We start from the raw sequence: 23,427 nt of genomic DNA on the forward strand, positions 1-23,427 counted from the left end.
GGCTCGCGCCCCGATAAGATGTCGCCGGCCACGATGTTTTAGAGTTTGAGGTGTAGCCATGAGCCGGGTCAGCTGGGGTCGCATCAGTGTTGTCGCAGCCGCCGCGAGCGTGCCGGCCATTCTCCTCGTCCTCACGACGCTTGCGAACCGAGGGTTCGACGAAACCGAGCGGCTGCGCCTGGACGTCGAGCGCTCTTACGAGACGCGCGCCGCGCTGGAGCGTGTACTTTCACTGCACCAAGATCTCGAACTTGGCCAACGCGGTTACCTGATCACGGGCGACGAGGTGTTTCTGCGTCCGTATCGCGATGCGCAGCGTGAAGTGGGCCGGTCGCTCGAGACGCTGGCGTCAACGGATCTCGACCCTGCAGACCGCGCGCATCTGACACGGCTCGAAGCCACTTCGGATGCCAAGCGCAGCTTCGTGGATCGTACTCTCGCGCTCTATGCTCGGGGTGAACGTGATGCAGCACGCGCGCTGGTCCGCGGCGGCGAAGGCAAGCGCCTGATGGATCGCCTGCGCTCGGACATCGCCGAACTGTCCCGCCGCGAGCGATCCCGGCTCGCAGACCGGACCGAGATCGCCGCAGCTGCCAGGGATTTGTTGCGCATGCAGACGGTTGCGCTGCAGATCGCGTTGATCCTGCTGCTCGCGCTCGCGGTCTGGCTCGTGCAGCGCAGCAGCGCTGCCCGGCAGATCGCACTGCGCCGCGCCGAGGACGCCGCTGCACGACAAGAGATTATTTTCGAAAGCGCCAAGGACGGGATGATTGTGATCAACCCGAGCGGGAGCATCGAGAGCCTCAATCCCGCCGCGGCCGCGCTGTTTCAATATCCGGCTGGGGCGCTGGTGCGCCGTGATATCGGTGTGCTGTTCGAGGTCGCACCCGATCGCGGCCGGGTGGAGAGTTTTCTGCGGCGCCTGGGGGCAAATAGAAAAGAGGGCCATGGGCAGGTGCAAGAGTTCGTGGCGCGCCGCGCAGATCTGACGACGTTTCCCCTCGAAGTGTCGATCAGCCCGGTACGCCTCGCCGACGTCACGCTGTACCTCGCAGTTATCCGCGACATCAGCGAGCGGCGCGAGATGGAGCAGATGAAGACCGAATTTGTCGCGACGGTCAGCCATGAGCTGCGTACGCCGCTCACTTCGATCGCCGGCTCGCTCGGCCTCGTCAACGGGGGCGCGGCCGGCGAACTGCCACCAAAGGTTGCTCGGTTGGTAGGGATCGCACACAGCAACGCCGCGCGCCTTGTGCGCCTGATCAACGATATCCTCGATATCGAGAAGATCGAGGCGGGCCGGATGCAGTTTGATATCCGACCATTGCCGCTCGATATCCTGTTGCAGAATGCCGTGCATCAGAGCGCTGGTCTCGCCGCACAGCTTGACGTGACAATCGAGCTGATCGCGCCGCCTTCGAGCGCGGCGGTTCTTGGGGACGAGGATCGGCTGATGCAGATCTTTGCCAACCTACTGTCCAACGCGCTCAAGTTCTCGCCCACCGGGGGTGTCGTGACGGTCGAGGTCCGTCCGCTGGACCGGCGCTATCGGATCGGTATCACGGACCGAGGCAGCGGCATCCCCGAAGACTTCCGCGACCGCATCTTCGGCAAGTTTGCACAGGCCGACAGCTCCGACACGCGGCAGAAGGGGGGGACCGGGCTGGGCCTCAGTATCGTGCGTGAGATCGTGCAGCGGCTCGGTGGGTCGGTCAGTTTCGAATCGAGCGCGGGACGCGGCACGGTGTTCTACGTCGATTTGCCCGCAGCAACCGCTCCAAGGATCGTGGCCGAGGCGGCACCGGCTACCCCGTCGACGATCGAGCGCGCCGCGACCGCTGAGCTTCCCGTCATTCTCCACGTCGATGACGATCCTGACATGTTGGACGTCCTCGCCGATGCGTTCGAGGGCCGCGCGATATTGCGCTCGACCCCGAGTGTCGTCGAGGCGCGCGCGATGCTCAAGCGCGAGCAGGTGGACGCAGCGATCCTCGATATCGGCCTGCTCGACGGGTGCGGAACCGATCTCGTCGCGCCGCTGCGCGACTGGCAGCCGGACCTTCCGATCATCATCTTCACCGCCCAAGAGGCGGAACAATGTGGCTCGACCGGCGTCGATCTGGTGCTGGTCAAGTCTCGCGCCACGCTCGACGTGCTGGTGAACGAAACCATGTTGCGGATCGCGCGGCGGGAGGAGGCGAAGCCATGACTAAGATCCTCTATGTCGATGATGAAGCCGACATTCGCGAGATCGCGCAGTTGGCGCTCGAACTCGATCCCGATATCGAAGTGCGCAGCTGCGCATCGGGGACCGAAGGTCTGGAGGCGGCGGCTGCGTGGCACCCCGACCTCATTCTGCTCGATGTAATGATGCCGGGCATGGACGGCCCAACCACATTTGCGCGGCTGCGCGACCAAGCTGCGACCGCCACGATCCCGGTCGTTTTCATTACTGCTCGCACCCAGTCGCACGAGGTACAGCGATTCCACGAGCTCGGCGCGCGTGGCGTGCTAGCCAAGCCATTCGATCCGATGACGCTCGCCGAACAGGTGCGCGCGCTGCTCGATGGATGAGTTCGAGGTGCGCATGGCGGCGCTGCGCGCGCGGTTCGTTGCGCGCGCTATTGCGGAGGGGGATTCGATCCGCAGCCATCTCGCCCAGAGAGAGCTGGCCGAGGTACGCGACCTCTGTCACGGTTTGGTCGGGACGGCGGGGACGTTCGGCTATCCGGCGATCAGCGAAGCGGCGCTCGCGGTCGAGGAAGCGATCGAGGCAGGGGCGGAGGACGATGCGCTGGAAGCATTGTGCGCTCCGCTGATGCAGCAACTGGAAGCTTTGCGTCAGGGACGCTGAAATCCCTTGCGCACCATCGTCCCCCAGCCTTGTTTCTTGCGCACGAACTGCCACCAGCCGCGCAGCCGCCACAAGTTGTTGAGCTGGCGATAGCCGAAATTCTCGGCGATCGCGGCGAGCGTCAGCGTCGCTAGGTCGCGAGCATTTTTGAGCCGGCGGAGCTGAATTTCCTCCAGCACAAGAGTCGCGACACTGATGAACACGCCAAAGGTGAACACCACGGCGATGAAGGCAAGCAGATATTCGACCGAGATCAGCCCGAGCAGCCATAGCGGCGGCACGAGCGCATAGCCAACCACCTCGACGATCGGACCGATCACATCGACGACCCAGACCTGCCCGAAGCCGAGAAACCCGATCCGGCCATATTTGGGGTTGAGAAGCATGTCGCCATGCTTGCGATAGGTTTCGAGCGACCCGCGCTGCCAGCGCGCGCGCTGATTGGCGAGGATCGACAGGCTCTCCGGCGCTTCGGTCCAGCAGACCGGTTCGGGGATGTACGATATGCGATAGTCGCGTTTGCATTCGCGCATGTGCCTGTGGAGCTTGACCACTAACTCCATATCCTCACCGACGGTATTCTGGCTGAATCCTCCAACCTCGATCGTACTGCTGCGCCGGAACAGACCGAATGCGCCGGAGATGATCATCAGCGTTTGCATCTGGCTCAGCCCCAGCCTGGCCATGAGGAAAGCGCGAAGATACTCCACTACCTGAAACAGCGCGAGCAGGTTGCGGGGCAACTTGGCTTCGATCAGCCGTCCATGCTCAATCCGGCAGCCATTGGCGATGCGGATTGTGCCGCCGACGGCGACGGTCCGGATCGGATCTTCCACAAAGGGACGGACCACACGGATCAGCGCGTCGGGCTCTAGCAACGTGTCTGCATCAATTACGCAAACCAGCGGCGCACGCGCGACGTTGATTCCCGCGTTCATCGCATCCGCCTTCCCGCCATTATCCTTGTCGATCACGAGCAGACGCGGATATGCCGGGTTGGCATAGAGGCCACGGATCGGTTTGCTCTCCACTGCCAAGTCGAGATAGCGACGCACCGGGGTCAGATTGAAATGCGCAATCAGTCGGGCGAGCGTCGCATCTTTCGACCCGTCATTGATCACCATCACTTCGAAGTCGGGATAATGCAGCGCCAACAACGCTTCCGCGCTTTCGATGATCGTGAGTTCTTCGTTGTAAGCTGGCGCGATGATTGCGATCGGCGGCGCTAGGTCGGCATAGCGATCCCACAGCACCTCGGTCGGCTGCAGTGCCGGGCGGCGATGGAGTGCGACGGCCGCAAAGCCGAGTTGGACGATGTTAAACAGAATTTGAAGCAGCCCGACCCCGACAACGAACCAAGTGACGATTTCCGCCGCAGTATAGAGCCAACCGGGAAAGACGATCATCGCGCGATCCCCCTTTCGGCGAGGATCGCATTCGCGACCTCAGCCGCAACGCCGTCCCCGCGTTTGGCCGCTTCGCGCAGCCGCGCAATGCCGGGGGGGCCGATCACGATGAGTGCTTCTGCCGCGCGAAACCGGACCCACCATTCGGGATCGTCGAGAAGCACTATCAGCCCATCCACCGCGTCGACCATGCCGATCCGACCCGCAGCCTGAGCGGCGGCGGCGCGGGCAGCCATCGACTCGCTCGACAACGCGAGCCGTACCGCCCGCGCACCGCTCGGGTGGCCGAACTGGCCCAGCGCGTGGATATAACGCGGCAGCTCCTCTGTCCCGTCGCGGGCCGCAAGCGCCAGCTCGGCGATCATCGGCACCAGCGAGAAATCCCCGGTTTCCGCCAGCGCCTCGACTGCGGCGACGCGCACCTCGCTCTTCTGGTCGAGCTGGAGCACCAGCTCCTTAATCTCGTTCGGTCGCGTGCGTGCGATCGACGCAAACAGGCTCACCGTCAGCCGAGAGGATTGCCCCGCGCCCAATTCTAACTGCCGCACCAGATCGATCAGCTCGAACGCCTCGCCTTTGTCAGCGAGCGCTTGCGCGGCGGCGAGCCGGATGTTTCGGTCTCGGTCGCCGAGCGCGCGGCGCAGCGCCGCGCGCGCGCTCGCGTTGTCGAACTGTGCCACCCCCTGCAGCGCAGTCATTCGGTCGCGCACGGCCCCTGCGCGCATCCGCCGCGCCAGTCGCTCGGGCACGCCGAATTGCGTCGCACTGGCGATGAATGCGGTGCGCTCGGGGCCGCGGACGAGCTGCATCAGGCTTAATGACAGATCGGCGATGACATGGTCGGGTACATGGCGAAACTGCGCCGGATCGATCCGCTCGCCCGCGAGCAGTAGCGGGGTCAGTCGGCGGCGTGCGGCAAGGTGCCGGTCGCGGCGCCAGTGGGCCACCAGTCGCAACAGCACCAGCCCGCCCATCACCACGACCGCCGCCACCGCCAGCCCGAGTGACACGGTCCAGATCAGCAGCAGCGCACTCAAAATCGGAAGCCGGTACCGACGCCGAACTGGGTGCGGTCGGCACCGGTTGCGCGGTCCTCATGCGCCAGCGAAAGTCGCAGCGTCGCGCGAGGTGAAAGGTCAATGCTGACACCACCAAAGACGCTGCGCACCGGAATGACGATCCCCTCGTCGGTGTCGGGCGCGTCGCTGTAGCCGAAGAAGAGCCGCAGCGGATCGCTCGCCTGCAGGTCGCCGCGCAGGAGATAACCGGATTGGTGCCGCCCATCCTCGTCAAACAAATTGATCCAGCGTGCCGTGATCCAGAACCGCCCGCCCAGATACTGCTCGATCCCCGGGGAAACGCTTTGCACGTCGCCGAGCGCGAGCCGCGCCTGTCGCGCATCGAGGATCAGGACCGTCGCATAGGGTCCGCTGTGTACGCGTGCGGAACCGCCCAGCCCGATCTGCCACTGAGGCCGGAAGTCGGGATCGGCGGCGGCGCCAAAGCTCAGATAACCGCGCAGCCCGTCGCCAAGCGCGCCTTCCAGCAATGCTTCGCCATAAACGTCGGTGCGGCCGAACCGCCGCGCATATTCGATCCGCGCGCCGATCGCTGTGCTAGGGCTTGGACGGTAGCGCAGCTGAGCGACGGCCTCGGTCCAGTCGGGCTGCGGTCCTGACAGGTCGCTCAGGCTGGTTTCAAGGTCGATCTGCCAGCGGGCGGGCAGGGGCTCGGTCGCCAGCTGCCGACGCAGTTCTGCGGCATCGGCGTTGGTTTCATCGACAGGTTCGAGCGCGCGTCGGGCCCCGGCGATATCGCCGCGTCGTTGCGCGATCCGGGCCAAGCCGACCCGAGCGTCATTATAGTCGGGCGCGACCGTCAGCGCGGCGCGGAACGCCGCCTCGGCGGCGTCGAGTTGCCCGAGCGCCAGTTGGGCTAGCCCCAATTGCACCTGTGCGTCGGGGTTGCGGGGATTAGCCGCGACGACAGGCCGGAGCAGCGCCACCGCGCGCGCGGGATCGCCGGCCAGCCGCGCCGACACGGCGGACTGATAGAGGTCTGCGACGCTCGCCTGATCCTGCGGCGGCGCGGCGATGGGGAGCGCGAGAAGTAGGGCTGCGGCGCTGATCATTTCAGTTCCGGCAACAGCCGTGCCAGTCGCATCATCAGTTCCTCCGGGATGAAGGGTTTGACCAGATAGTCGCTGGCGCCGAGGTCAAAAGCATCGACGATGTCGCGCTGCTGCTTGCGCGCGGTCAGCATGATGACGGGGATCGCTGCGGTTTCGGTCTGGCTGCGCAGCCGACGCAACACCAACTGGCCGTCCATCACCGGCATCATCGTATCCAGGATGATCGCGTCGGGCAGATGCTGTTCGGCGAGCGCCACCGCCTGCGCTCCGTCGCGTGCGATCAGCACGCGATAGCCCTTGTTCTCGAGGCGAAAGCTGAGCAGCTCGACGAGCAGCTCATTGTCGTCGCATACGAGAATCGTCCTGTTTACCACGCCACGCCCCGGACAATACTTACCCAAAATGTAGCGTCAAAGCCGGGTCTTGGCCACCGGAACCTAGGTGTCAGGAAACTCGGTATGCCGCAGCTGCGGCGCGTTTCGGCAGAAATCACCGGGGATTAAGAACGGGTTAACCAGCTGATTGTCACTGGGCCGCAGCGCGGCGCATTTCGAGCGATGGGTTCCGGTACAGGAGGGCGGCGATGGCAGCCGGGCTGAGCGGGCGAGACAGCAGATAGCCCTGCAACGATGTGCAGCCGGCATCGGCGAGAAAGTTGCGCTGTTCGTCCGTTTCCACGCCTTCTGCGGTAATCTGCATCCCGCTTGCCTTGGCCAGATCGACGATCGCTCGGATGATCGCGCTACCGCCGCGCCGCATGTCGATGCCGTTGACGAAGCTCTGGTCGATCTTGATTCGATCGACCTCGAAATTGCGCAGGTGGCTGAACGAAGAATAGCCCGTTCCGAAATCGTCAAGCGCGATCCGGACCCCCGCCGCGCGCAGCCGGATCAGTGTGGCCTGGCAGGCGCTGGCGCTTTCGATAAAGCTCGTTTCGGTGATCTCGATCTCGAGCCGCGAAGGTTCGAGCCGGGTGCGTTTCAGGGTCGCGAGGATTTCCTCAGCCAATCCCTCGTCACGCAGCTGCACCGCAGAGACATTAACCGAAATGGTGGGCAGGCGCAGGCGGACGGCGTCCCGGCAGGCTTGTTCCAAGACCCAGCTGCCAATCCGGTTGATCAAGCCGCAGGCCTCGGCGATCGGCACGAAGGTTGAGGGAGACATTATGCCGCGGACCGGATGCTGCCAGCGCAGCAACGCCTCCGCCCCGATGATCTGTCCGCTTTGCGCCGCGTAGAGTGGTTGATATTCGAGCCGGAGCTGATCACCTGCATTGATCGCCTCGCGCAGGTCGGCCTCTGTCTCGCGGCGATGCCGCACGCCAGCGTCCATCTCCTCGCGAAAGAACATGTACCGACCGCGGCCAGCGGCTTTTGCTTCGTACAATGCGATATCTGCCTTGCGCGTGAGCTCGGTCCGAGTCGTCGCGTCTGCGGGCGACAGGGCAACTCCGATGCTGACGCCGACACTCGCCTTGCTCCCGGCAAGGTCGAACGGCTCGCTGACCGCCTCGATGATGCGCAGACACAGGATCTCAGCCGACGCTGCAGAAACCGCCCCGGTCTGGATGACCGCAAACTCGTCGCCGCCGATGCGAGCAACCACGTCGGTCTCGCGCGTGACTTCGACAAGCCGCCGCGCGGTTGCGACAATCAACTCGTCCCCCGCGGGATGTCCGAGTGTGTCGTTGACCTGTTTGAACCGATCTAGGTCGAAATAAAGCAGGGCGACCTGCGCGTCGTTCGTCTGAGCCTCGGCGAGAATATGCGCAAGCCGATCATCGAACAGGGCGCGGTTGGCGAGACCGGTGAGAGGATCGTGAAAGGCGAGATGCTGCGCCTGGGCCTCGCTCGCTTCGAGCGCCAGCGTACTACGCCGAATACGCAGTAACAGCCAGCCAACCATCGCCAGGATGAGCGCCAGCGCGCCAAGTGCGTACGGCGCGATCCGCCGTGCCATCATAGCACCCGGACCAAAGGGTTCCCAGACGATATAGCCGAGGGTCTTTCCGGTGCGATCGACGAGCGGCGCCGCACGGTCCGATCCGACTGGATCGAGCGCGGTTGCGAAACGCGCATCGGCCAGCTGATAGGCCTCGGCAAGTTCCTTGAGGAAACTGCCGTCAAGGCGACGCACGCTGACATGAAAGGGCGGCTTCATCCCCGGCGTGATGCTCCCCTCTTCGTCGAGGATGGCCTTTACGCTCACAATCGCGGGATGCCCGCCGACGCGGTCGATGGCGTAGCTGTCAGGTGTGCGCTGCGGTACAGCAATGGAGTGAGGGAGGGGCCGGGTGAGCTTGCGGACAAGGTTCTGAACCAAGGGGGCTGCGACCGCGCCGAGGCGTTGACGATATCCGTCCGGCGACATCCGCTTGCCGTCGCGCATCGCGTAGATCGGCTCGCCCGAGACATCGAGAACATAGGCCTCATCATGCCCGTAATAGCTGTGCAGCCAGACCCCGAGATTATCATCGAGCCATTTGAAATCGGTGCGGGGCGCGGTCACGTGCCGTAGCGCCTCATTCCAGATCGTCACTCCTTCCTGATCATGCGCGATGGCAGCTGAGCGCTGCTTCAATACGGTCTCGATCAGCGCTTGCTGGCGATCACCCGCGAGCTTGTTCGCCTGACTCGCCGAAAGAAGCACCACGGCGGTCAGGGCGATGGCGAGCGTCGCAACGGCCGCGATTGCAGGCAAGGCTACACGGGCCAGAAAGGACTGGTCCTGCCGCTTGTCGAGCCTGAAGTTCGCGGATTTGGACATGCTCCGGACAGCTAGGCCATTATCCTTTCCAAAGGATGAAATCGGACCCCTGTGTTCGCACGATACTATAAGTTTTGCAGTAACTTAACGTGATGTTATTGTGGCCGATTGCATGCCCGGGCACCATGATCCCGCTGCCTTTTCGTCCCCTCATTTGGCTCGCTGCGATTTTTCCGGTCGCGGCTGCGGGTCCGAGTCACGCGCGCGATGTGAGCGCCGAAGTTGCGATCGTCACCGACTATCGCTTTCGCGGCCTCAGCCTGTCCGACCATATGCCCGTGATCCAGGGCGGCGTCGATGTCGAACAGGATGGGTGGCAGGCGCAACTGTGGGGCTCCACCCGGGCGGATGGGGACGCGGAGGGGCGCGAGATCGATCTGTATGTTGGCCGAGCCGATTCGGTTGGTGCCTTCAGTTATGAGGTCGGCGCGCGCGCCTATTTCGTCAGAGGGGCTCCCGCCTATCTCGAAGTGACGGGGCAATTCAGCCGGCAGCTCGGCCCCGTGCAGATTGTGACGGAGCTGAGCTATGCGCCCGAGCAGGCCGGACTTCGCGACAACCTCTACGGGGCGGTCACATTGTTCGTGTCGCCCTTGGCCGGGCTCACGCTGAGCGGGCGGGCCGGGATCGAGGATAGCGCGGCCTATGGGCCGAAAAGCGACTGGGAAGTCCGCGCCGCATTCGAGGCGAAGCCACTGTTGCTCAGCGTCGCGATCGTTCAGGCGCGCGGCCAAACGCTGAACTCCGAAGAACGCGCCCCGGCGGGCGTCTTTGCGCTCCAGCTCGGATTTTGATGATGAAGTTTGAAATTGCCTCTATGGCGTTCACGATTGCCGCTTCCGGGGCATCGCCAGAGGAGATACCCCAAGCGGCTCCTGTAGAGGAGATCGTGGTCACCGCGCAGCATCGTCGCGAACCGATCGGCGACACGCCGATCGCGATGAGCGCCTTTGACGGCAGCTTCGTTCATCGTGCCCGGCTCGACGACATCAAGGACCTGGTGGCCTTCGCCCCCGGTTTCGCGGGAGCCTCGGACGACAGCTATATCGAGGATCTGGCGGTACGCGGCATTGCGTCGAACGACTATGGCATCGGCGGCGAGCCATCGATCGGGATTTTCAAGGACGGCATCCATCAGGGCCGCACCGGCTCCGCGGTGACCTCGCTCTACGATATCGAGCACGGCGAGGCGCTGCGGGGACCGCAGGGATTTCTGTTCGGGCGCAACGCAATCTCCGGCGCGATCAGCGTCGTGACGCGCAAGCCCGAGTTGAACCGGTGGAGCGGGGACCTGACCGCAGGTCATGGCGAACCCGACCGGGTTGAACTCGACGGGGCGGTGAACATACCGCTGGGGGCGAACTGGGCGATGCGGATGGCGGCCTATCTGCTCGACACCGACGGCTGGATCGACAATGCGGCGACCCTGGGCCACGACCGGATCATGCGCCAGTTCAAGGCCGCGGGTCGAGTCAGCTTGCGCTACGAACAGGGCGCACTCAGTGCCTGGGTCATCGGCGAGCATGAGCACCGGCGCCTGGACGGTACGCCCTATCGCGCCGCCAATTCCGACCGCGAAGTCATCGACGCGATCGATGCGGCGCTGGGAACCCGGATCGTCGTACGCGGCGACGGACGGTCGATCGACAGCGATCTGCTTAACCCGCGGGACGATGGCGATATCAGCAGCGTTACGGCGCAGGCCGATCTCGATCTGGGCTTTGCGACGCTGACCGGGATCGCGGGCTATCGCGGCCACCGCTTCGTCTATGAGGAGGATTATGACGGCACCGCCGAGCCCTTCGGTATCTATCGCCAGTTTCAGTCGGGTACCTATGCCAGCGGCGAGCTGAGGCTGGTCTCAAGCGCTAAAGGCTCGCTGAGCTGGACGGCCGGCCTGTCCGCATATCGCGAGACGGTGAAGGCCCGCTTCACGGATGAGGCGGACGAGCGCTACATCTGCCTTGCCGGCTATGGCTATGCGAGTTGTGACGAGCTAACACAGGACCTGTTCGGCATGGTCTACACCCCTTCCGCCGACGGCATGTTCGTTCAGCCCAATCATGCGCGGAACATCGCGACCGGATTTTCGGCCTATGGCGACATCAACCACTGGGTGTTCCCGCGCCTGCAGCTGGGAGCCGGGCTCCGCTACAGCTGGGATCGCAAGCGCTTTGCGCTCGACGTGCCGCAAACGACGAGCAGCCTCGGCAATATCTGGACCTTCACTTATCGTACCGACGGGTTCGTCGAGGATGCGCGGAGCTGGCAGGGTGTCACGCCGCGCCTGTATCTGCGCTGGAAGCCCCAAGAGCGCGTCAGCATCTACGCCAGCGTATCGCGCGGTTACAAGGCTGGCGGCTTCGGCACGTTCACACTCGAGGCACCGTCGCCGATCGACGATTCCGGGCTGGTTCCGATGGGCACGCGGCCGGACGCGTTCGATCCCGAGACCGTCTGGAGCAAGGAGCTGGGGGTCAAGGCAAGCCTCGCGCAGGGCCGGTTGCACCTTGATATCGCCGCCTTCCACTATCTTTACACGAACCTACAGACCAACTTCTACAACACCGAAACCCGCGCGCAGGAGGTGATCAATATCGGCGAAGTGCGCGGGCGGGGAGTCGAGGCGGCACTCACCGCGCGGCCCGCGGCCTGGTTCGACTTGCGCACTTCGCTCACCTGGACACGGACACGCACACGCGGCAATCGAGGCTGCACCCTTGATGATTGTGGCGGGCTGACCAATCCCGAATGGGCGTCGAGCGGTGTGGCGACCTTCCGCCATCCGTTCGGTGCAGACGAGGCGAGCCTGTCGATTGAGTGGATGTGGCAGGGCAAGTCGCGCGAAGCCTGGGACTTTCGTGGCATCGTCCGGCGCGACCCGACTTTCGTTGCCAACCTGCTGCTCGGCTACCGCTGGGGGGATCGGGTCGAAGCTAACATCTATGTCCAGAATGTGTTCGATAGGTTGTGGTATCAGGGCGCGCTCAACGGGGGAGACCTCGACCCCGCATCCGTTTGGGGCGGGTCGCAGCCGCGCAATGGGGGAATCAATTTGCGCGTCAAACTCGGCGACTAGTGGCCATCAGCGATAGCCTTGCTTCGAGGTATAATTGTCGTCGCACTATTCTCAGAGGTCAGGCGAACATTAGGGATCGTTCGCGGGGCTGGCCCGGCTCGCGACCGGGCGGCTATAAGTCCCCACATCGGTCGCTCGGACGTCGACTGCCGCTGCACGAGCCCCCGTCTACTTTTTCTCGCAGCGGCGCCATAAGATCAGCTCGAACTGATTGATAGGTGACCAAGCGAGACAGTCGTCGTCGTGAGGTTGCTCTCACGCAACCAGCAATGCGCTAAGCGATTGCATCGTTTTCGGAACTTTCGCGTTACTGCGGCCATGCCGCGCAACAAACGACCCGTCTCTGAACAGCGACGAGCTTGTAATTTTGCTAAGGGATCGGACATGAATCAGCGCCAGGTGACGCAGTCAAGCACCGGAGGGAACTATTAACGTCGATTTCGCCCGCGACGTTTTGGAAAACATGTCCGAAGCGTTCTTCCTCCTGGATCGCGAGTACCGGCTGCTGGATGTGAACCGGGCTGCGTTAACTCTCGACGGCCGACCAAAAGTGGCGTTGATCGGCAGGACATTGTGGGAGCTTACACCCGGACTGGACCGAACTGAACTCGGAGCGCAGTTCGTGGAAGTCATGGAAGGTCGCCAACCGGTGACGCAAGTTCATTACCAGGCGTGGGAGGCGGGACATAGCGCCTGGCTCGAGTCCCGCATCGTTCCAGTGCAGGCCGGGGTAGCGGCATTCTATCGCGACGTGACAGCCGAGCTCCTGGCTCAGGGACGATTGCGCGAGACTAGCCAGCGGCTCGATGCGATCCTCGCGAACACGAAGATGGCTGTGTTCCTGATGGATCATCAGCAGCAGTGCATCTATGCGAATGCCGCCGCCGAAAAACTGACCGGATATTCGTTCGAGCAGATGCGAGGTCGGCCTCTGCATGACGTCGTGCATCACACAAAGCCCGATGGGTCCCGCTATCCACTTGAGGAATGTCCAATTGATCGGGCATTTCCAAAGCGTGCACAAACTGAAGGCGAAGAGGTCTTCGTTGCACCTGACGGCGGCTTCTACCCCGTGGCATTTACAGCCAGTCCGCTGCTGGACGAAGATGGCGCACCCGTTGGTACGGTCATAGAAGCTCGCAATGTGGAGCAGGAAAAGGCCGAGCAGGCCCGGTTCGACGTTCTCAATCGTACGGGGCAGTCGCTTGCTGCCGAGCTTGACCTCGAGCGCATCGTCCAGACCGTGACGGACGCGGGCGTCCAGATTACCGGCGCCAAGTTTGGGTCGTTCTTCTACAATGTGACAAACGAGGTCGGCGAAAGTCTCCTGCTTTATTCTCTGTCGGGCGCCGACCGAGCCGACTTCGACAGCTTTGGCCATCCCCGGGCAACGGAGGTCTTCGCGCCCACCTTCAAGGGTGATAGTGTGGTCCGCTCTCCCGACATAACCAAAGACCCGCGCTATGGCAGAAACGTGCCGCATCGTGGGATGCCGCACGGGCATCTCCCCGTGCGTAGTTACCTTGCCGTCCCGGTCCTGTCCCGTTCTGGTGAGGTGATCGGTGGCCTCTTTTTCGGGCATCCGGATCCTGATGTGTTCGGTGAGGAGTCGGAGCGGCTTCTTCTCGGACTCGCCGGCCAGGCGGCGGTTGCCATCGACAATGCCCGCCTCTTCGAAACTGCCCGGCGCGCAAAACAAAACCTGGAGAAGCGCGTCGCCGAGCGCACACAGGAGCTCGAGATCGCCAACGACGCGCTGCGTCAAAGTCAGAAAATGGAGGCCATCGGTCAGCTGACCGGAGGCATAGCGCACGACTTTAACAACTTGTTGACGGTCATCCGCGGTTCGGCCGACGTCCTCAGACGCCACGGGCTGAGCGACGAGAAGAAACAGCGCTACATCGATGCGATCTCGGAAACAGCGGACCGAGCCGCCCGGCTGACGGGACAATTGCTGGCGTTCGCGCGTCGTCAGGCACTTAGGCCCGAAGTCTTCGATGCGGAGCAGCGCATTACGGCCATTGCCGAGATGCTGAGGAGCGTGCTCGGCTCTAGGATAACCCTGACGATACATGGGGAGTGCCCGGACTGCTTCCTGGAAGCGGATATCGCGCAATTTGAGACGGCGCTCGTCAACATGGCGATCAACGCCCGGGACGCGATGGACGGCGAGGGTGAGCTGACGATCGCCATTCGACGGCAGGCGGAGGCCGATCCCGCCTTAGTCTGCATTGAGGTGGCGGACACGGGGCACGGAATAGACCCCGAAATGATCGACCGGATCTTTGAACCTTTCTTCACGACAAAGGAAGTCGGAAAGGGCACTGGATTGGGCCTTAGCCAGGTCTATGGATTTATTAAACAATCGGGTGGTGAAATCAGGGTCGAGAGCCAGGTCGGCGGCGGAACCAAGTTCCAGCTACTACTACCAGCGCACGATGAAAGGCCTCATGCCGCGTCCGAGGGCTACAGCGTGGAGCCGGTGCGGACAGGGGGGCGGATCCTAGTGGTCGAAGACAATGCAGACGTTGGTAGCTTCGCCCTCGCCCTTCTGCAGGACCTCGGCTTTCAAGCTGAACTCGCTGAAAATGCCAGCGCCGCTTTGGAGAAGCTCTCGGTTGATTCTGCGTTCGATGTCATCTTCAGCGACGTTGTGATGCCTGGAATGAGCGGGATTGAATTTGGCAAGCTTGTTAGGGTTCGGTTCCCAGATATACGGGTCGTACTCACCAGCGGTTACAGCCATGTCTTGGTTGAAGAGGGGCGGCACGGTTTCCCCCTGCTCCACAAGCCATATTCGGCCGACGACCTTGCCCGAGCCTTGCAAGAGGCACAGGGCTCGCGCGATGCTTCAGTCGAGGGCCGTCGAGAAAAGTCGCATCGCTGATCCAGCCGCGCGCCACGGGATCCGTCCGGACATTGGGACTTGCGGTATAGGCGCCGCCAAAGGTCAGAAGCTCGCCCTTGAGACCGGCGATGAACAGGGCTGTGAGCGTTACCGAGTGCGGCGTCAGGCCGGCGGGGCCGGCGTTGGCGAGATCGAGGTGCTGGGCGCCCATCGCGAGGACCATCGCAATGATGGTCACGCTCAATGCAGCCAGCCTGCGGCGTGACAACGCAAAGGAAAGCCCTCCGAATGCGAGCGGAATCCAGAAGGGGACGCCAGCCAGTGTCGCCAACAGGCTCGCGAGCGCGATCGCACCTAACAGGGAGGTTTCGAGGATATGTCCCCGATCCTGACGAATTCATGCGTTAACCGGTGCGGGGAGTATACCAGGTTTCGCGAGCTGGCCGCGATCCATGTCCAGATAGAATCGCGACTGAGCGTAGTGGCTCAGAAAGTACAGAATGCTGGGGAGGGCTCCGGGCTTCTGCGCTCCGGCTTTCAGCACGGTTCGAACCATCAGTTCTTCTGCTTCGCCAAGGGATGAGATATATCGCAGGATCTTAGGAAGCATGTGGCTTCGTGGGTCTCGCGCGCGTGCAGTGCGACGTGGCGTGGACACGTGACTAGCTGGGAACTTCGCCAAGAAGTTCATGATCCGCTGTTCGAAGGAATTTGGTTCAAAGCAGTATCGCGCAAGTTCGACAGTGCGGGCGACGAGATCCTCCCGCGGCATGAGCGCCGGAACGATATTGGTCGCAAACGGACCCTGAATCGCACTTGTCCAGATCGGCCCGTCGATCCGCCCTTCGCGTTCCAGGCGGTGGTAGAGATCGGTCCCCTGCGGTGCGGTCAGCACGCCGACCGCGACTTCAGGTAAAGGCGAATCCTGGAGGAATTGCCGCATTTCCTCGAACGTATCGACACTGTCATGGTCAAAGCCGAGGATAATGCCCGCGTGAACGCCGATACCGTGCCCGACGATCGCGTCGATCGCCTGGTGCATCGGTTGGATCAGGTTCTGCCGCTTTCCCGCTTCGCGCAGGCTCGCCTCGTTGATCGTCTCGACGCCCATGAAGAACATCTTGAATCCCGCTTCGCGGCATAAAACGAGCATCTCGGTGTCGCGCGCGATATCCAGTGACGCCTGGGTGATGAACGACACGCGCTCATCGCCACGTGCGGCGTTCCACGCGGCGAGCTCGAGCAAGACTGCACGCGCCCAGCTGCGGTGCACAGTGAAATTATCGTCGACGATGAAGATGCTGCGGAAGCCGACGGCATGAAGCTGATCGAGTTCGCGGAGAATCTGATCGGTGTCCTTATGGCGCTGCTTGCGACCCTGATACTGAATCACGTCACAAAACTCGCAGTTGAACGGGCATCCTCGCGTGGTCTGCAGCGCTCCCGACTGAGCGCGATCGACGGGGTACAAGTCCCAGCGCGGGATCGGCGACTTGCGAATATCCGCAAATCCGCCGTTATACTGATTTTGCCAGCGTCCCGCGGCGAGATCGGCAAACAGTTCGTCTGCGATCTCCTCGATCTCTCCGGTGACCAGGATGTCTGCATGAGGGCGCATGTCCTGAGGGCTGAGCGAGGCGAAGGGGCCGCCGATTAGTACGGTCCGACCGCGCGCCCTGAACCCCTCCGCCAGTGCGATCATGCGTCCCCGCTGCGACACCTTGCCTGTGATCGCGACGAAATCGACCTGCGCGTCCAGATCAACCGGCGAGATCGCCTCGTCCGTCAGGCGAATATCCCAGCCCTCGGGGACAAAACCAGCGAGCGTCGCCGTGGTCAGGTCGGCGACGGACACATAGCCGCCGTCCGCCTCGTCAAGTACCTCGAACCCGTAATAGCTGGCATGCTCGGCGGCAGGATTGATGATGTAGATTGACGGCATGCCTCAACTCACAACTTGCGCTGAGCCGACGCGGGCCGCGTCCCGACGTGCCTGGTAGCTCAACAAGGGTTCAAGGCGTCCCGCCAAAAATCTTGCGCGTGATGCGGCTCTTCGCACCTTGCCGCTGGTCGTCCGAGGGATGGCGCCGGGGGCGAGCAGGATCAGGTCATTGAGCCGCAATCCCTGGGCGTCGGCTACAGCGATCATCCCCGCCCGGATCATCTCGTCCATCGTCTCCCGCGACGTCCCGCGCTCAACCTCGAACAATGCGATCACGGTCTCTTCGCCGTTGCGCTGGATCGAGAAGACCGCACCCATTGCGCCGTATCCCCCACTGCTCGCTCGGATTACGACTTCGATATCGTCGGGGTGAATATTCTCGCCGTGATGGACGATGACATCCTTGAGTCTGCCGGTGACGAAGAGCTCGCCCTCGAGTTGGAAACCGAGATCGCCGGTGCGCAAATAGGTGGCGCTGGCGTCTCCTTGGATTTGAGCGGCGAAGACGTCGCGGTCGTCGTCGCTCGACTCGTATCCCTCGGCGACATGCTCCCCCTTGACCCAGATTTCTCCCTCGATGCCGTCCGCGACAAGCTGCCGGCTGGAGGGGTCGACGATCTCGACACGCGCACCGGGTGTACCGCAACTGGCGACCTCGGGTGCCGCGCCATCTTGGGCCCGAACACGAAGCCCGGACCCTGCGGGACCGCCGCTTACATAGACCGTGGCTTCCGCGAGGCCATAGCACGGGAACAGCGATAGAGGATCGAACCCGTTCGCGTCGAAGCGGGTGGCAAAGGCGCGCAGGGTCTCGGGCCGGACCTTCTCGGCGCCGCAAAAGGCGACCCGCCAGCGTGAAAGGTCGCAAGGCTGTACCACCCGGTCCGCACGCCGTGTCACCAGGTCATAGGCGAAATTAGGTGCTCCGCTCACGGTCACTGAATGCTCGCCAACCGCCTGGATCCAGGTTTCCGGCCGTCGCACGAAGGAGAGCGGCGTCATCATCAGCAGCGTCGCACCGCTCGAGATCGCAAGGAGCAACTGTCCCACCAGACCCATGTCGTGATGCATGGGCAGCCAGGTGAGGACCCGGCTGTCCTCATCGACCTTCATCGCGGTTCGCAGCATGGCGAGGTTTGCGACGAGGTTGGCGTGGGTCACCCGCACGCCTTTCGGCGCTGCCGTCGAGCCGGAAGTGTATTGAAGCAGTGCAAGAGCCGCGGGATCGTGACGATACGGCTCCCCTGACGGTGCGGAGCGGCCAAGACGACCGTCGGTAGTCGGATCAAACCAGTCTAGCTCAGCGAGCGCGCCGGCGAGCGCCGCCGAGCCGGACAAGCGCAGTGCGTGCGCAACTCCGGCAGTCTCCACGATTGCGCGAAGGCGCTCGATGGCGCGCGGGCGCGATGAGGTCGGTACGGGAACCGGCACGGCGTGCGCGCCCATCGTCCCAAGCAGCGCAGCGGCAAATTCAGGCGAGGATTCTGCGGGAAGCAGGATGCGCCGAGCGCGCATGCCTAAGCGGTCAAGCAATGCGCCAATGCGCCGTGCTTCCAATCGCAACGCACTATAGCTGAGGGTGGTCGAGACTGCACCGCGTGAGTCAAGCAACGCGACGGCCACGGCGTTCGGCTTTTGCTCCGCCCATCGCTCGAGATCCGCAAGGATCGTCATGCAGCGCGTTGCCCGCCCTTGATATCCTCGATCCACACCGCCAGACCTGCAGCGCTGGTTACCTCTTCCAGAAGGTCGAGTGGGATCTCGATCCTGAATTCGTCCTCCAGCATCAGGCCGAAGGTCACAGCCATGTTCGAATCACCACCTAGATCGTAAAAATCTGCGTTCAATTCGATGCTTCTGTCCTGAAACAACTCGTGGAACAGGGCGAGGACGCGCTGTTCGATGTCGGTCATTGGATATGTAACCTCTCAAAGATGCTGACCAGCAGCTTGTAATACCGAAATTTTGAGCTAGCTCGACCATATAGTCTGACCACATAAGCGTCCATGATGGTTCACCAGATTCGAGTTTTTCTCGATCGAGTGCTGCTAGGGCTGGTTGCCCGAACGCTCGGTCGGCACCATCGCAGCGCGCTCAGTGCGCTCATTTCGTGTGCCCGGTCGCATTACGCCTTGGTGCTTTTTCCTTTGATCTACCGCGCACAGTTGCATTGGTCTCGCGGCGACGCGGAGGCCGCCGACCTGCTATGGCAACGGCTTGAAAGTGCAATGCCCGGCTCAAGCCTGTGGCCGCTTGCCCGTGCCAATGCGGCGCGCCTCTCGGGGGACCTCGTCGCGCAGGGAGAAATCCTCGCGCGAGCACAAGCACGCGGGGTGCGTGATCCAATGATCGAAGCGTCGATCGACTCATCGCGCCCAGGCGGCAAGGTCGCTGCCGATGCGCGAGCACTGATCGACGAAACCTCGACGCCTCCAGCGACAGTGTTTCAGGCCAGTATCCACCTTTCGGCTGACGGACAGCTGACGGAGGCGCGTCGGGGGCTCGATCGCCTCTTATCAGACCCTCGCCTGGGGTGGGAAGCACAGGTGCAACTGCTCGCGCTGGATCTGGTAGAGAGATTCGGGACCGTCTCGACCCTTCCGGGGTGGTTCTCGCCGAAGCGGGGTTCGGCGTTGATCCGCACGGACTCCGACACGCTGCTTGTCGTATTCCTGCAACCTGGCGGCACGTTTGGCGTCTCGGCCAACGCGATCCACGCGCTACTCGGCGCTGCGCCTCCTAACATTCTCTATCTCTACGATAGCAAAGCCCTCTTTCATCTTGCGGGCACGGATCGGTTCGGAGCTGGATATCGCGAGATGATCCACGGCATTAGGCTTTGTGCGGCGGAAATCGGGGCAAAACGGATCATGACTTTCGGGCGATGCGCCCCTGGCTTCACCGCGATCAAGGCGGGCCTCGATCTGGCTGCCATGCGTGTCATAGCGATTTCCCCGGTCACGACGATGGTGACCAGCCAGATGAGCGAAGACGCCCGCGCGCCGGTGCTCCAACGCAGGCTGGCGGAGGCGCTTTCCGAACATGAGCGGGACGTGCTGCCACAATTGATGCAGCAAGACCGCACCAGTTTTGATATTTTCTATAACCGGGCGCATCGCCGCGACAACGATTATGCGCAGCGCATAGCGGCGGCTCAGCGCGTCAGCCTATATCCTCTGGACGAGCCGGACCGGCGCGATCCGATCGAGCGGCTGCTTGTGCCACCGCTAGGCCGTGTCTCCAACCGCCTTGACGAAACCTAGGCTGGGACAGTCGCGATCGACTGGCCTGGCCGATCTCAGCTGCAATCGACCTGGCCGTCATTGGATCCCGGAACGCTCGTGAAATTTGCGGTCTCGCGCAGATCAAGCTCCTGCAGCACCGGGGCCGTCCATGCCTCTTTTTCCGAAGCGATATCGCGAACTTGGCTACTCTGAGACATGGTCGTCATCCTGCTGATTTTTTCCGCCATCGGCGGATATGTCAGCTATGGACACAAAGTCATTGCAATCTCAATAGCAAAAGGGCTGGGCAATGGCTTTGAGTGGCCGCGCCGATAGAGTGAAGGGGTGGTTCATGAAGCAATCGGCTAAGCGTCGGCTGCTGCGCGAGGCCGGCTCGCGATGACGTCGATCGCGGCAACATCGGGTGGTGGATCGACGGGCAATTTGTGTCGGCGGATCTTGGCCGGGCTGCGTCTATATGGGGCGGATGGGGAATCGTGTGCGGACCTGGACGCGGCCGCAATGGGCGTCGTCTATGCGCGCCGCACGCCGGAGGACCGGTTTGATCGCCAGCCGATTGACCTTGCGGGAGGGCGATACACGCTGGTTGCGGATTGCCGGGTCGACAATCGTTCGGATCTGATCGCGGCTCTGTCCCTGGGCGGCGCGGCAGCGCGCCTGAGCGACGCGGCGATCATCGCACATGCCTTCGAGACCTGGGGCGTTGCAAGTTTCGACCGTCTACGCGGCGATTTTGCAATCGCGATCTGGGACCGAACCGATCGCCGATTTATCGTCGCACGCGATCCGGCCGGTTGTGCCCCCCTCTTCTTTCATGCGCGCGATGGCGTCGTTGCGCTCGCATCAATGCCGCGCGCGCTCCATGCGATCGAGACGGTTCCGCGCCGGGCGGATACCGCGTTTATTACCAATGCGATCCGCGCGGGTGGCATGTTCGACGCCTCAAGTTTCTGGGATGGCATCGGGAGGGTGCTACCGGGTCATTTTGGTTATCTCGATTCCGATGGTCTGAAACAGGAGCGTTACTGGTACCCGCCTCAACTGCGCAGTCTTGGCACGAGCTTCGACGACTATGTGGAAGGCTTGAAGGAACAGGTCGAACGAGCAGTTTCGCGACGTCTGCGCGGAGAGCTGAACGTTGCTACGCATTTGAGCGCGGGCCTCGATAGCGGCTCCGTCACTGGTGCGGCGGCGAGCATTCTTCGCGATCACGGGCGTGTGATTGCGTTTACCGCCGGTCCGCGAGAAGGATTCGCCGCACACAACGGGACGCGCATCGAGGATGAAACGACGCTGGCGGCGGCGACCGCCCGACTTCATTCCAATGTCGAACATGTAGTCGTGCGCCCGGGGCCCGACTGGGCGACCTCCGCGATCGAGACTGTCTTTGAATATTGGCAGGCGCCGACGACCAATATCTGCAACCTGGGCTGGAACGAACAAATCAACGCAGACGCTCAGGCCCGCGGGTTGCGCGTTCTGATGCCCGCGACGCTTGGAAATCTCGCATTGAGCTACGGCGGTGAACATATCTTCTCGGACCCGATTGCACAGCAAGACTGGGGGCAGCTTGCGAAGAACATTCTGGGGGAGCTTCACGCGCCGATCGGCGTCGCGCGCGCCTTTGCGCGCATGGCCCGCGACTCTCTCAGGCGCCGCTTCAGGCCGGGACGGGTGGGGAAGAGCTGGACCTATTTCCCTGGAAGTGAGCCGTTTGCGGACATCGTCCTTGAACCGACCTATCGCGATATTCTGATGCGATCGGTCGCGCGAGCTGATCGAGGCAATATGCACAAGGGAACATGGGGCAAATGGGGGATCGACATCCGTGACCCCAGTACCGATCGCGACCTGATGGACTATGTCGCCTCGGTGCCGCTCGCAATGTTTCGAACGGGGGGCGTCGAACGTGCGTTAATCAAGGCCGCAGCCGTTGGCTGGATCGCGCCCGAGGCACTGACCGAACGGCGCAAGGGGCTCCAATCGGCCGATTGGTACGAGCAGGTCGCGGCGCATCGGGACTGGCTGCACCATCAGCTTGATGCGATTGCCGATCATGAGGAGGCGGCAGGGATGGTGGGCATCGACCGGCTACGCCGGATTCTGAACGAGAGTCCGGGAGATTGGCGAGATCCTGAGGTTTTCGCGCAATATCGTCACGCGCTGCTGCGGGGAATTTCCGCCGGTCACTTTATTCGCCGGGCGAGCGGAGGGAACCGCTAGATCAGGTCCTGCAAACTCTACGAGATTACCCAAGCGCGGCGAGTTGCGTGACGATCCGATCAGCCGTTTCATCAATACGGCGACTGTCCCAAGGGCGCTGAAGCTCGAAAATCGGAACATGTTGTGCGAGCTTTAGGCAGGTTTGAAAATGAAGCGATGGGTCGCCGATTACCGGCAGGAAACTGGCGCGATAGGTATTGGCGGCGAGCGCCTCAACTGCGCTGAAGCCGTGCAGCGAACACGCGCAGACATCAGGCCCATCTGAACCAATCACGAAGATCCCCCTTAGAGGCAAGGCATGTTCGGGCTGGGAGGCGCGGGTCGGCACAACGAACTTGTCCATGCCGCTCCGCACGCGCCTCAAGGTAGAGGCATCGCGCCCGGAGCGCTCGATTGCATCGCTCCACAGTCGCACGCGTGGAATGCCCGGCTGGGCGACAAACGCCCCGTCGATGCCGCTGCTGATCACGCAGATGTCGTCGCTCAGAATTGCATGACCTCGGTCCAGAAATGCAGCGGCTAGCGTCGATTTTCCGGCCCGTGACGGCCCGGCGAATGCAACGGCCTGACCCTCGATAACAATCGCATTGGCGTGAAGCGGGAACATCCTGCGTTGGCAGAATATTGCCCCCATGGCTGTGCCCATGAGAAAAAGACGGATTGTGGCCTCGTCAGCTGAGGGATCCGGATCGATCCGGATCTGCGTGCCCCCAGACACTTGAAACCGAGCCACCGATTTGACCGAAACGGTGGCTCCGTACTCGGTCACGGATAACCCATAGGGATCTTTTGTGGCGACCGCCGGGGGCACGTGTCCCCAACTGACCGTGACGTCAGGCCGCGTTTCCTCAAGTGAGGAGCGAAGCTCGGGAAGCTCGATTTCAGAGCTGAGCGTGAGGCCGAACACGCGATAGACATGCGTCGTCATGAGCG

The 23,427-nt window shown here is 62.6% G+C and carries 18 protein-coding genes; 8 read left to right on the top strand and 10 right to left on the bottom strand.

The genetic code is table 11. The features are described 5' to 3' along the window. Positions 1 to 58: 58 nt before the first annotated feature. Genes K9B35_RS00505 through K9B35_RS00515 form a run of 3 tightly spaced genes read left to right on the top strand, consistent with a single transcriptional unit; the run spans position 59 to position 2,854 of the window. A complete protein-coding gene (locus K9B35_RS00505; RefSeq protein WP_224919853.1) occupies positions 59 to 2,209 on the top strand; it encodes an ATP-binding protein in 2,151 nt (716 codons plus the stop codon). Next, positions 2,206 to 2,574: a response regulator gene (locus K9B35_RS00510; protein ID WP_224919854.1), complete on the top strand. Its 369-nt coding sequence runs from the start codon at positions 2,206 to 2,208 to the stop codon at positions 2,572 to 2,574. The genes K9B35_RS00505 and K9B35_RS00510 overlap by 4 nt, the downstream gene beginning before the upstream one ends. Continuing rightward, positions 2,567 to 2,854 (top strand): Hpt domain-containing protein, encoded by a 288-nt coding sequence (locus K9B35_RS00515; protein WP_224919855.1) that lies wholly within the window; start codon positions 2,567 to 2,569, stop codon positions 2,852 to 2,854. The genes K9B35_RS00510 and K9B35_RS00515 overlap by 8 nt, the downstream gene beginning before the upstream one ends. Here the strand turns inward: K9B35_RS00515 and K9B35_RS00520 are convergent. The 5 genes from K9B35_RS00520 to K9B35_RS00540 all read right to left on the bottom strand — a co-directional run bounded on the left by K9B35_RS00520 (position 2,842) and on the right by K9B35_RS00540 (position 9,157). Then, a complete protein-coding gene (locus K9B35_RS00520; protein WP_224919856.1) occupies positions 2,842 to 4,260 on the bottom strand; it encodes a glycosyltransferase family 2 protein in 1,419 nt (472 codons plus the stop codon). The genes K9B35_RS00515 and K9B35_RS00520 overlap by 13 nt on opposite strands. Continuing rightward, entirely contained in the window at positions 4,257 to 5,297 is a 1,041-nt protein-coding gene (locus K9B35_RS00525) for a HEAT repeat domain-containing protein (RefSeq protein ID WP_224919857.1), read from the bottom strand. The genes K9B35_RS00520 and K9B35_RS00525 overlap by 4 nt, the downstream gene beginning before the upstream one ends. Further along, on the bottom strand, positions 5,294 to 6,391 hold the full coding sequence (locus K9B35_RS00530; RefSeq protein ID WP_224919858.1) for a YaiO family outer membrane beta-barrel protein: 1,098 nt from the start codon (positions 6,389 to 6,391) through the stop codon (positions 5,294 to 5,296). Before K9B35_RS00530 ends, K9B35_RS00525 begins: the two co-directional genes overlap by 4 nt. Continuing rightward, positions 6,388 to 6,765 carry a response regulator transcription factor gene (locus tag K9B35_RS00535; protein WP_224919859.1) on the bottom strand — a complete coding sequence of 126 codons (378 nt, stop codon included), beginning with the start codon at positions 6,763 to 6,765 and terminating at the stop codon, positions 6,388 to 6,390. Before K9B35_RS00535 ends, K9B35_RS00530 begins: the two co-directional genes overlap by 4 nt. Positions 6,766 to 6,916: 151 nt before the next feature. Next, the gene (locus tag K9B35_RS00540; RefSeq protein WP_224919860.1) at positions 6,917 to 9,157 is read right to left on the bottom strand and encodes a putative bifunctional diguanylate cyclase/phosphodiesterase; all 2,241 of its coding nucleotides are present in this window, start codon (positions 9,155 to 9,157) and stop codon (positions 6,917 to 6,919) included. Positions 9,158 to 9,282: 125 nt separating this feature from the next. Between K9B35_RS00540 and K9B35_RS00545 the strand changes: the two genes are divergently transcribed. From K9B35_RS00545 to K9B35_RS20240, 3 genes are all read left to right on the top strand, one after another. Beyond that, positions 9,283 to 9,951, top strand: coding sequence for a TorF family putative porin (locus tag K9B35_RS00545; protein ID WP_224919861.1), 669 nt, complete (start codon positions 9,283 to 9,285; stop codon positions 9,949 to 9,951). Positions 9,952 to 9,953: 2 nt separating this feature from the next. Beyond that, complete coding sequence (locus tag K9B35_RS00550; protein WP_224919862.1) at positions 9,954 to 12,236, top strand: TonB-dependent receptor; 2,283 nt, start codon at positions 9,954 to 9,956, stop codon at positions 12,234 to 12,236. Between the two features lie 454 nt (positions 12,237 to 12,690). Continuing rightward, the gene (locus K9B35_RS20240; protein ID WP_224919863.1) at positions 12,691 to 15,123 is read left to right on the top strand and encodes a PAS domain-containing protein; all 2,433 of its coding nucleotides are present in this window, start codon (positions 12,691 to 12,693) and stop codon (positions 15,121 to 15,123) included. A gap of 358 nt (positions 15,124 to 15,481) precedes the next feature. Here K9B35_RS20240 and K9B35_RS00560 read toward each other — a convergent pair whose 3' ends face one another. Genes K9B35_RS00560 through K9B35_RS00570 form a run of 3 tightly spaced genes read right to left on the bottom strand, consistent with a single transcriptional unit; the run spans position 15,482 to position 18,939 of the window. Then, a complete protein-coding gene (locus tag K9B35_RS00560; RefSeq protein ID WP_224919864.1) occupies positions 15,482 to 17,026 on the bottom strand; it encodes a radical SAM protein in 1,545 nt (514 codons plus the stop codon). A gap of 3 nt (positions 17,027 to 17,029) precedes the next feature. Next, positions 17,030 to 18,700: a fatty acyl-AMP ligase gene (locus K9B35_RS00565; RefSeq protein ID WP_224919865.1), complete on the bottom strand. Its 1,671-nt coding sequence runs from the start codon at positions 18,698 to 18,700 to the stop codon at positions 17,030 to 17,032. Then, positions 18,697 to 18,939, bottom strand: coding sequence for an acyl carrier protein (locus K9B35_RS00570; protein WP_224919866.1), 243 nt, complete (start codon positions 18,937 to 18,939; stop codon positions 18,697 to 18,699). Before K9B35_RS00570 ends, K9B35_RS00565 begins: the two co-directional genes overlap by 4 nt. A 96-nt stretch (positions 18,940 to 19,035) precedes the next feature. Here K9B35_RS00570 and K9B35_RS00575 point away from each other — a divergent pair, with 96 nt between their 5' ends. Beyond that, entirely contained in the window at positions 19,036 to 20,289 is a 1,254-nt protein-coding gene (locus tag K9B35_RS00575; protein WP_224919867.1) for a hypothetical protein, read from the top strand. A gap of 35 nt (positions 20,290 to 20,324) precedes the next feature. Here K9B35_RS00575 and K9B35_RS00580 read toward each other — a convergent pair whose 3' ends face one another. Beyond that, complete coding sequence (locus K9B35_RS00580) at positions 20,325 to 20,498, bottom strand: hypothetical protein (RefSeq protein WP_224919868.1); 174 nt, start codon at positions 20,496 to 20,498, stop codon at positions 20,325 to 20,327. A 151-nt stretch (positions 20,499 to 20,649) separates the two neighbouring features. Between K9B35_RS00580 and K9B35_RS00585 the strand changes: the two genes are divergently transcribed. Then, positions 20,650 to 22,494 (top strand): asparagine synthetase B family protein, encoded by a 1,845-nt coding sequence (locus K9B35_RS00585; protein ID WP_224919869.1) that lies wholly within the window; start codon positions 20,650 to 20,652, stop codon positions 22,492 to 22,494. 25 nt (positions 22,495 to 22,519) lie between these two features. Here the strand turns inward: K9B35_RS00585 and K9B35_RS00590 are convergent, their stop codons facing one another. After that, positions 22,520 to 23,422 (bottom strand): hypothetical protein, encoded by a 903-nt coding sequence (locus K9B35_RS00590; RefSeq protein ID WP_224919870.1) that lies wholly within the window; start codon positions 23,420 to 23,422, stop codon positions 22,520 to 22,522. Between the last annotated feature and the right edge of the window lie 5 nt (positions 23,423 to 23,427).

It is taken from the genome of Sphingomonas sp. R647 (genome assembly GCF_020177055.1).
Taxonomy (GTDB): Bacteria; Pseudomonadota; Alphaproteobacteria; order Sphingomonadales; family Sphingomonadaceae; genus Sphingomonas.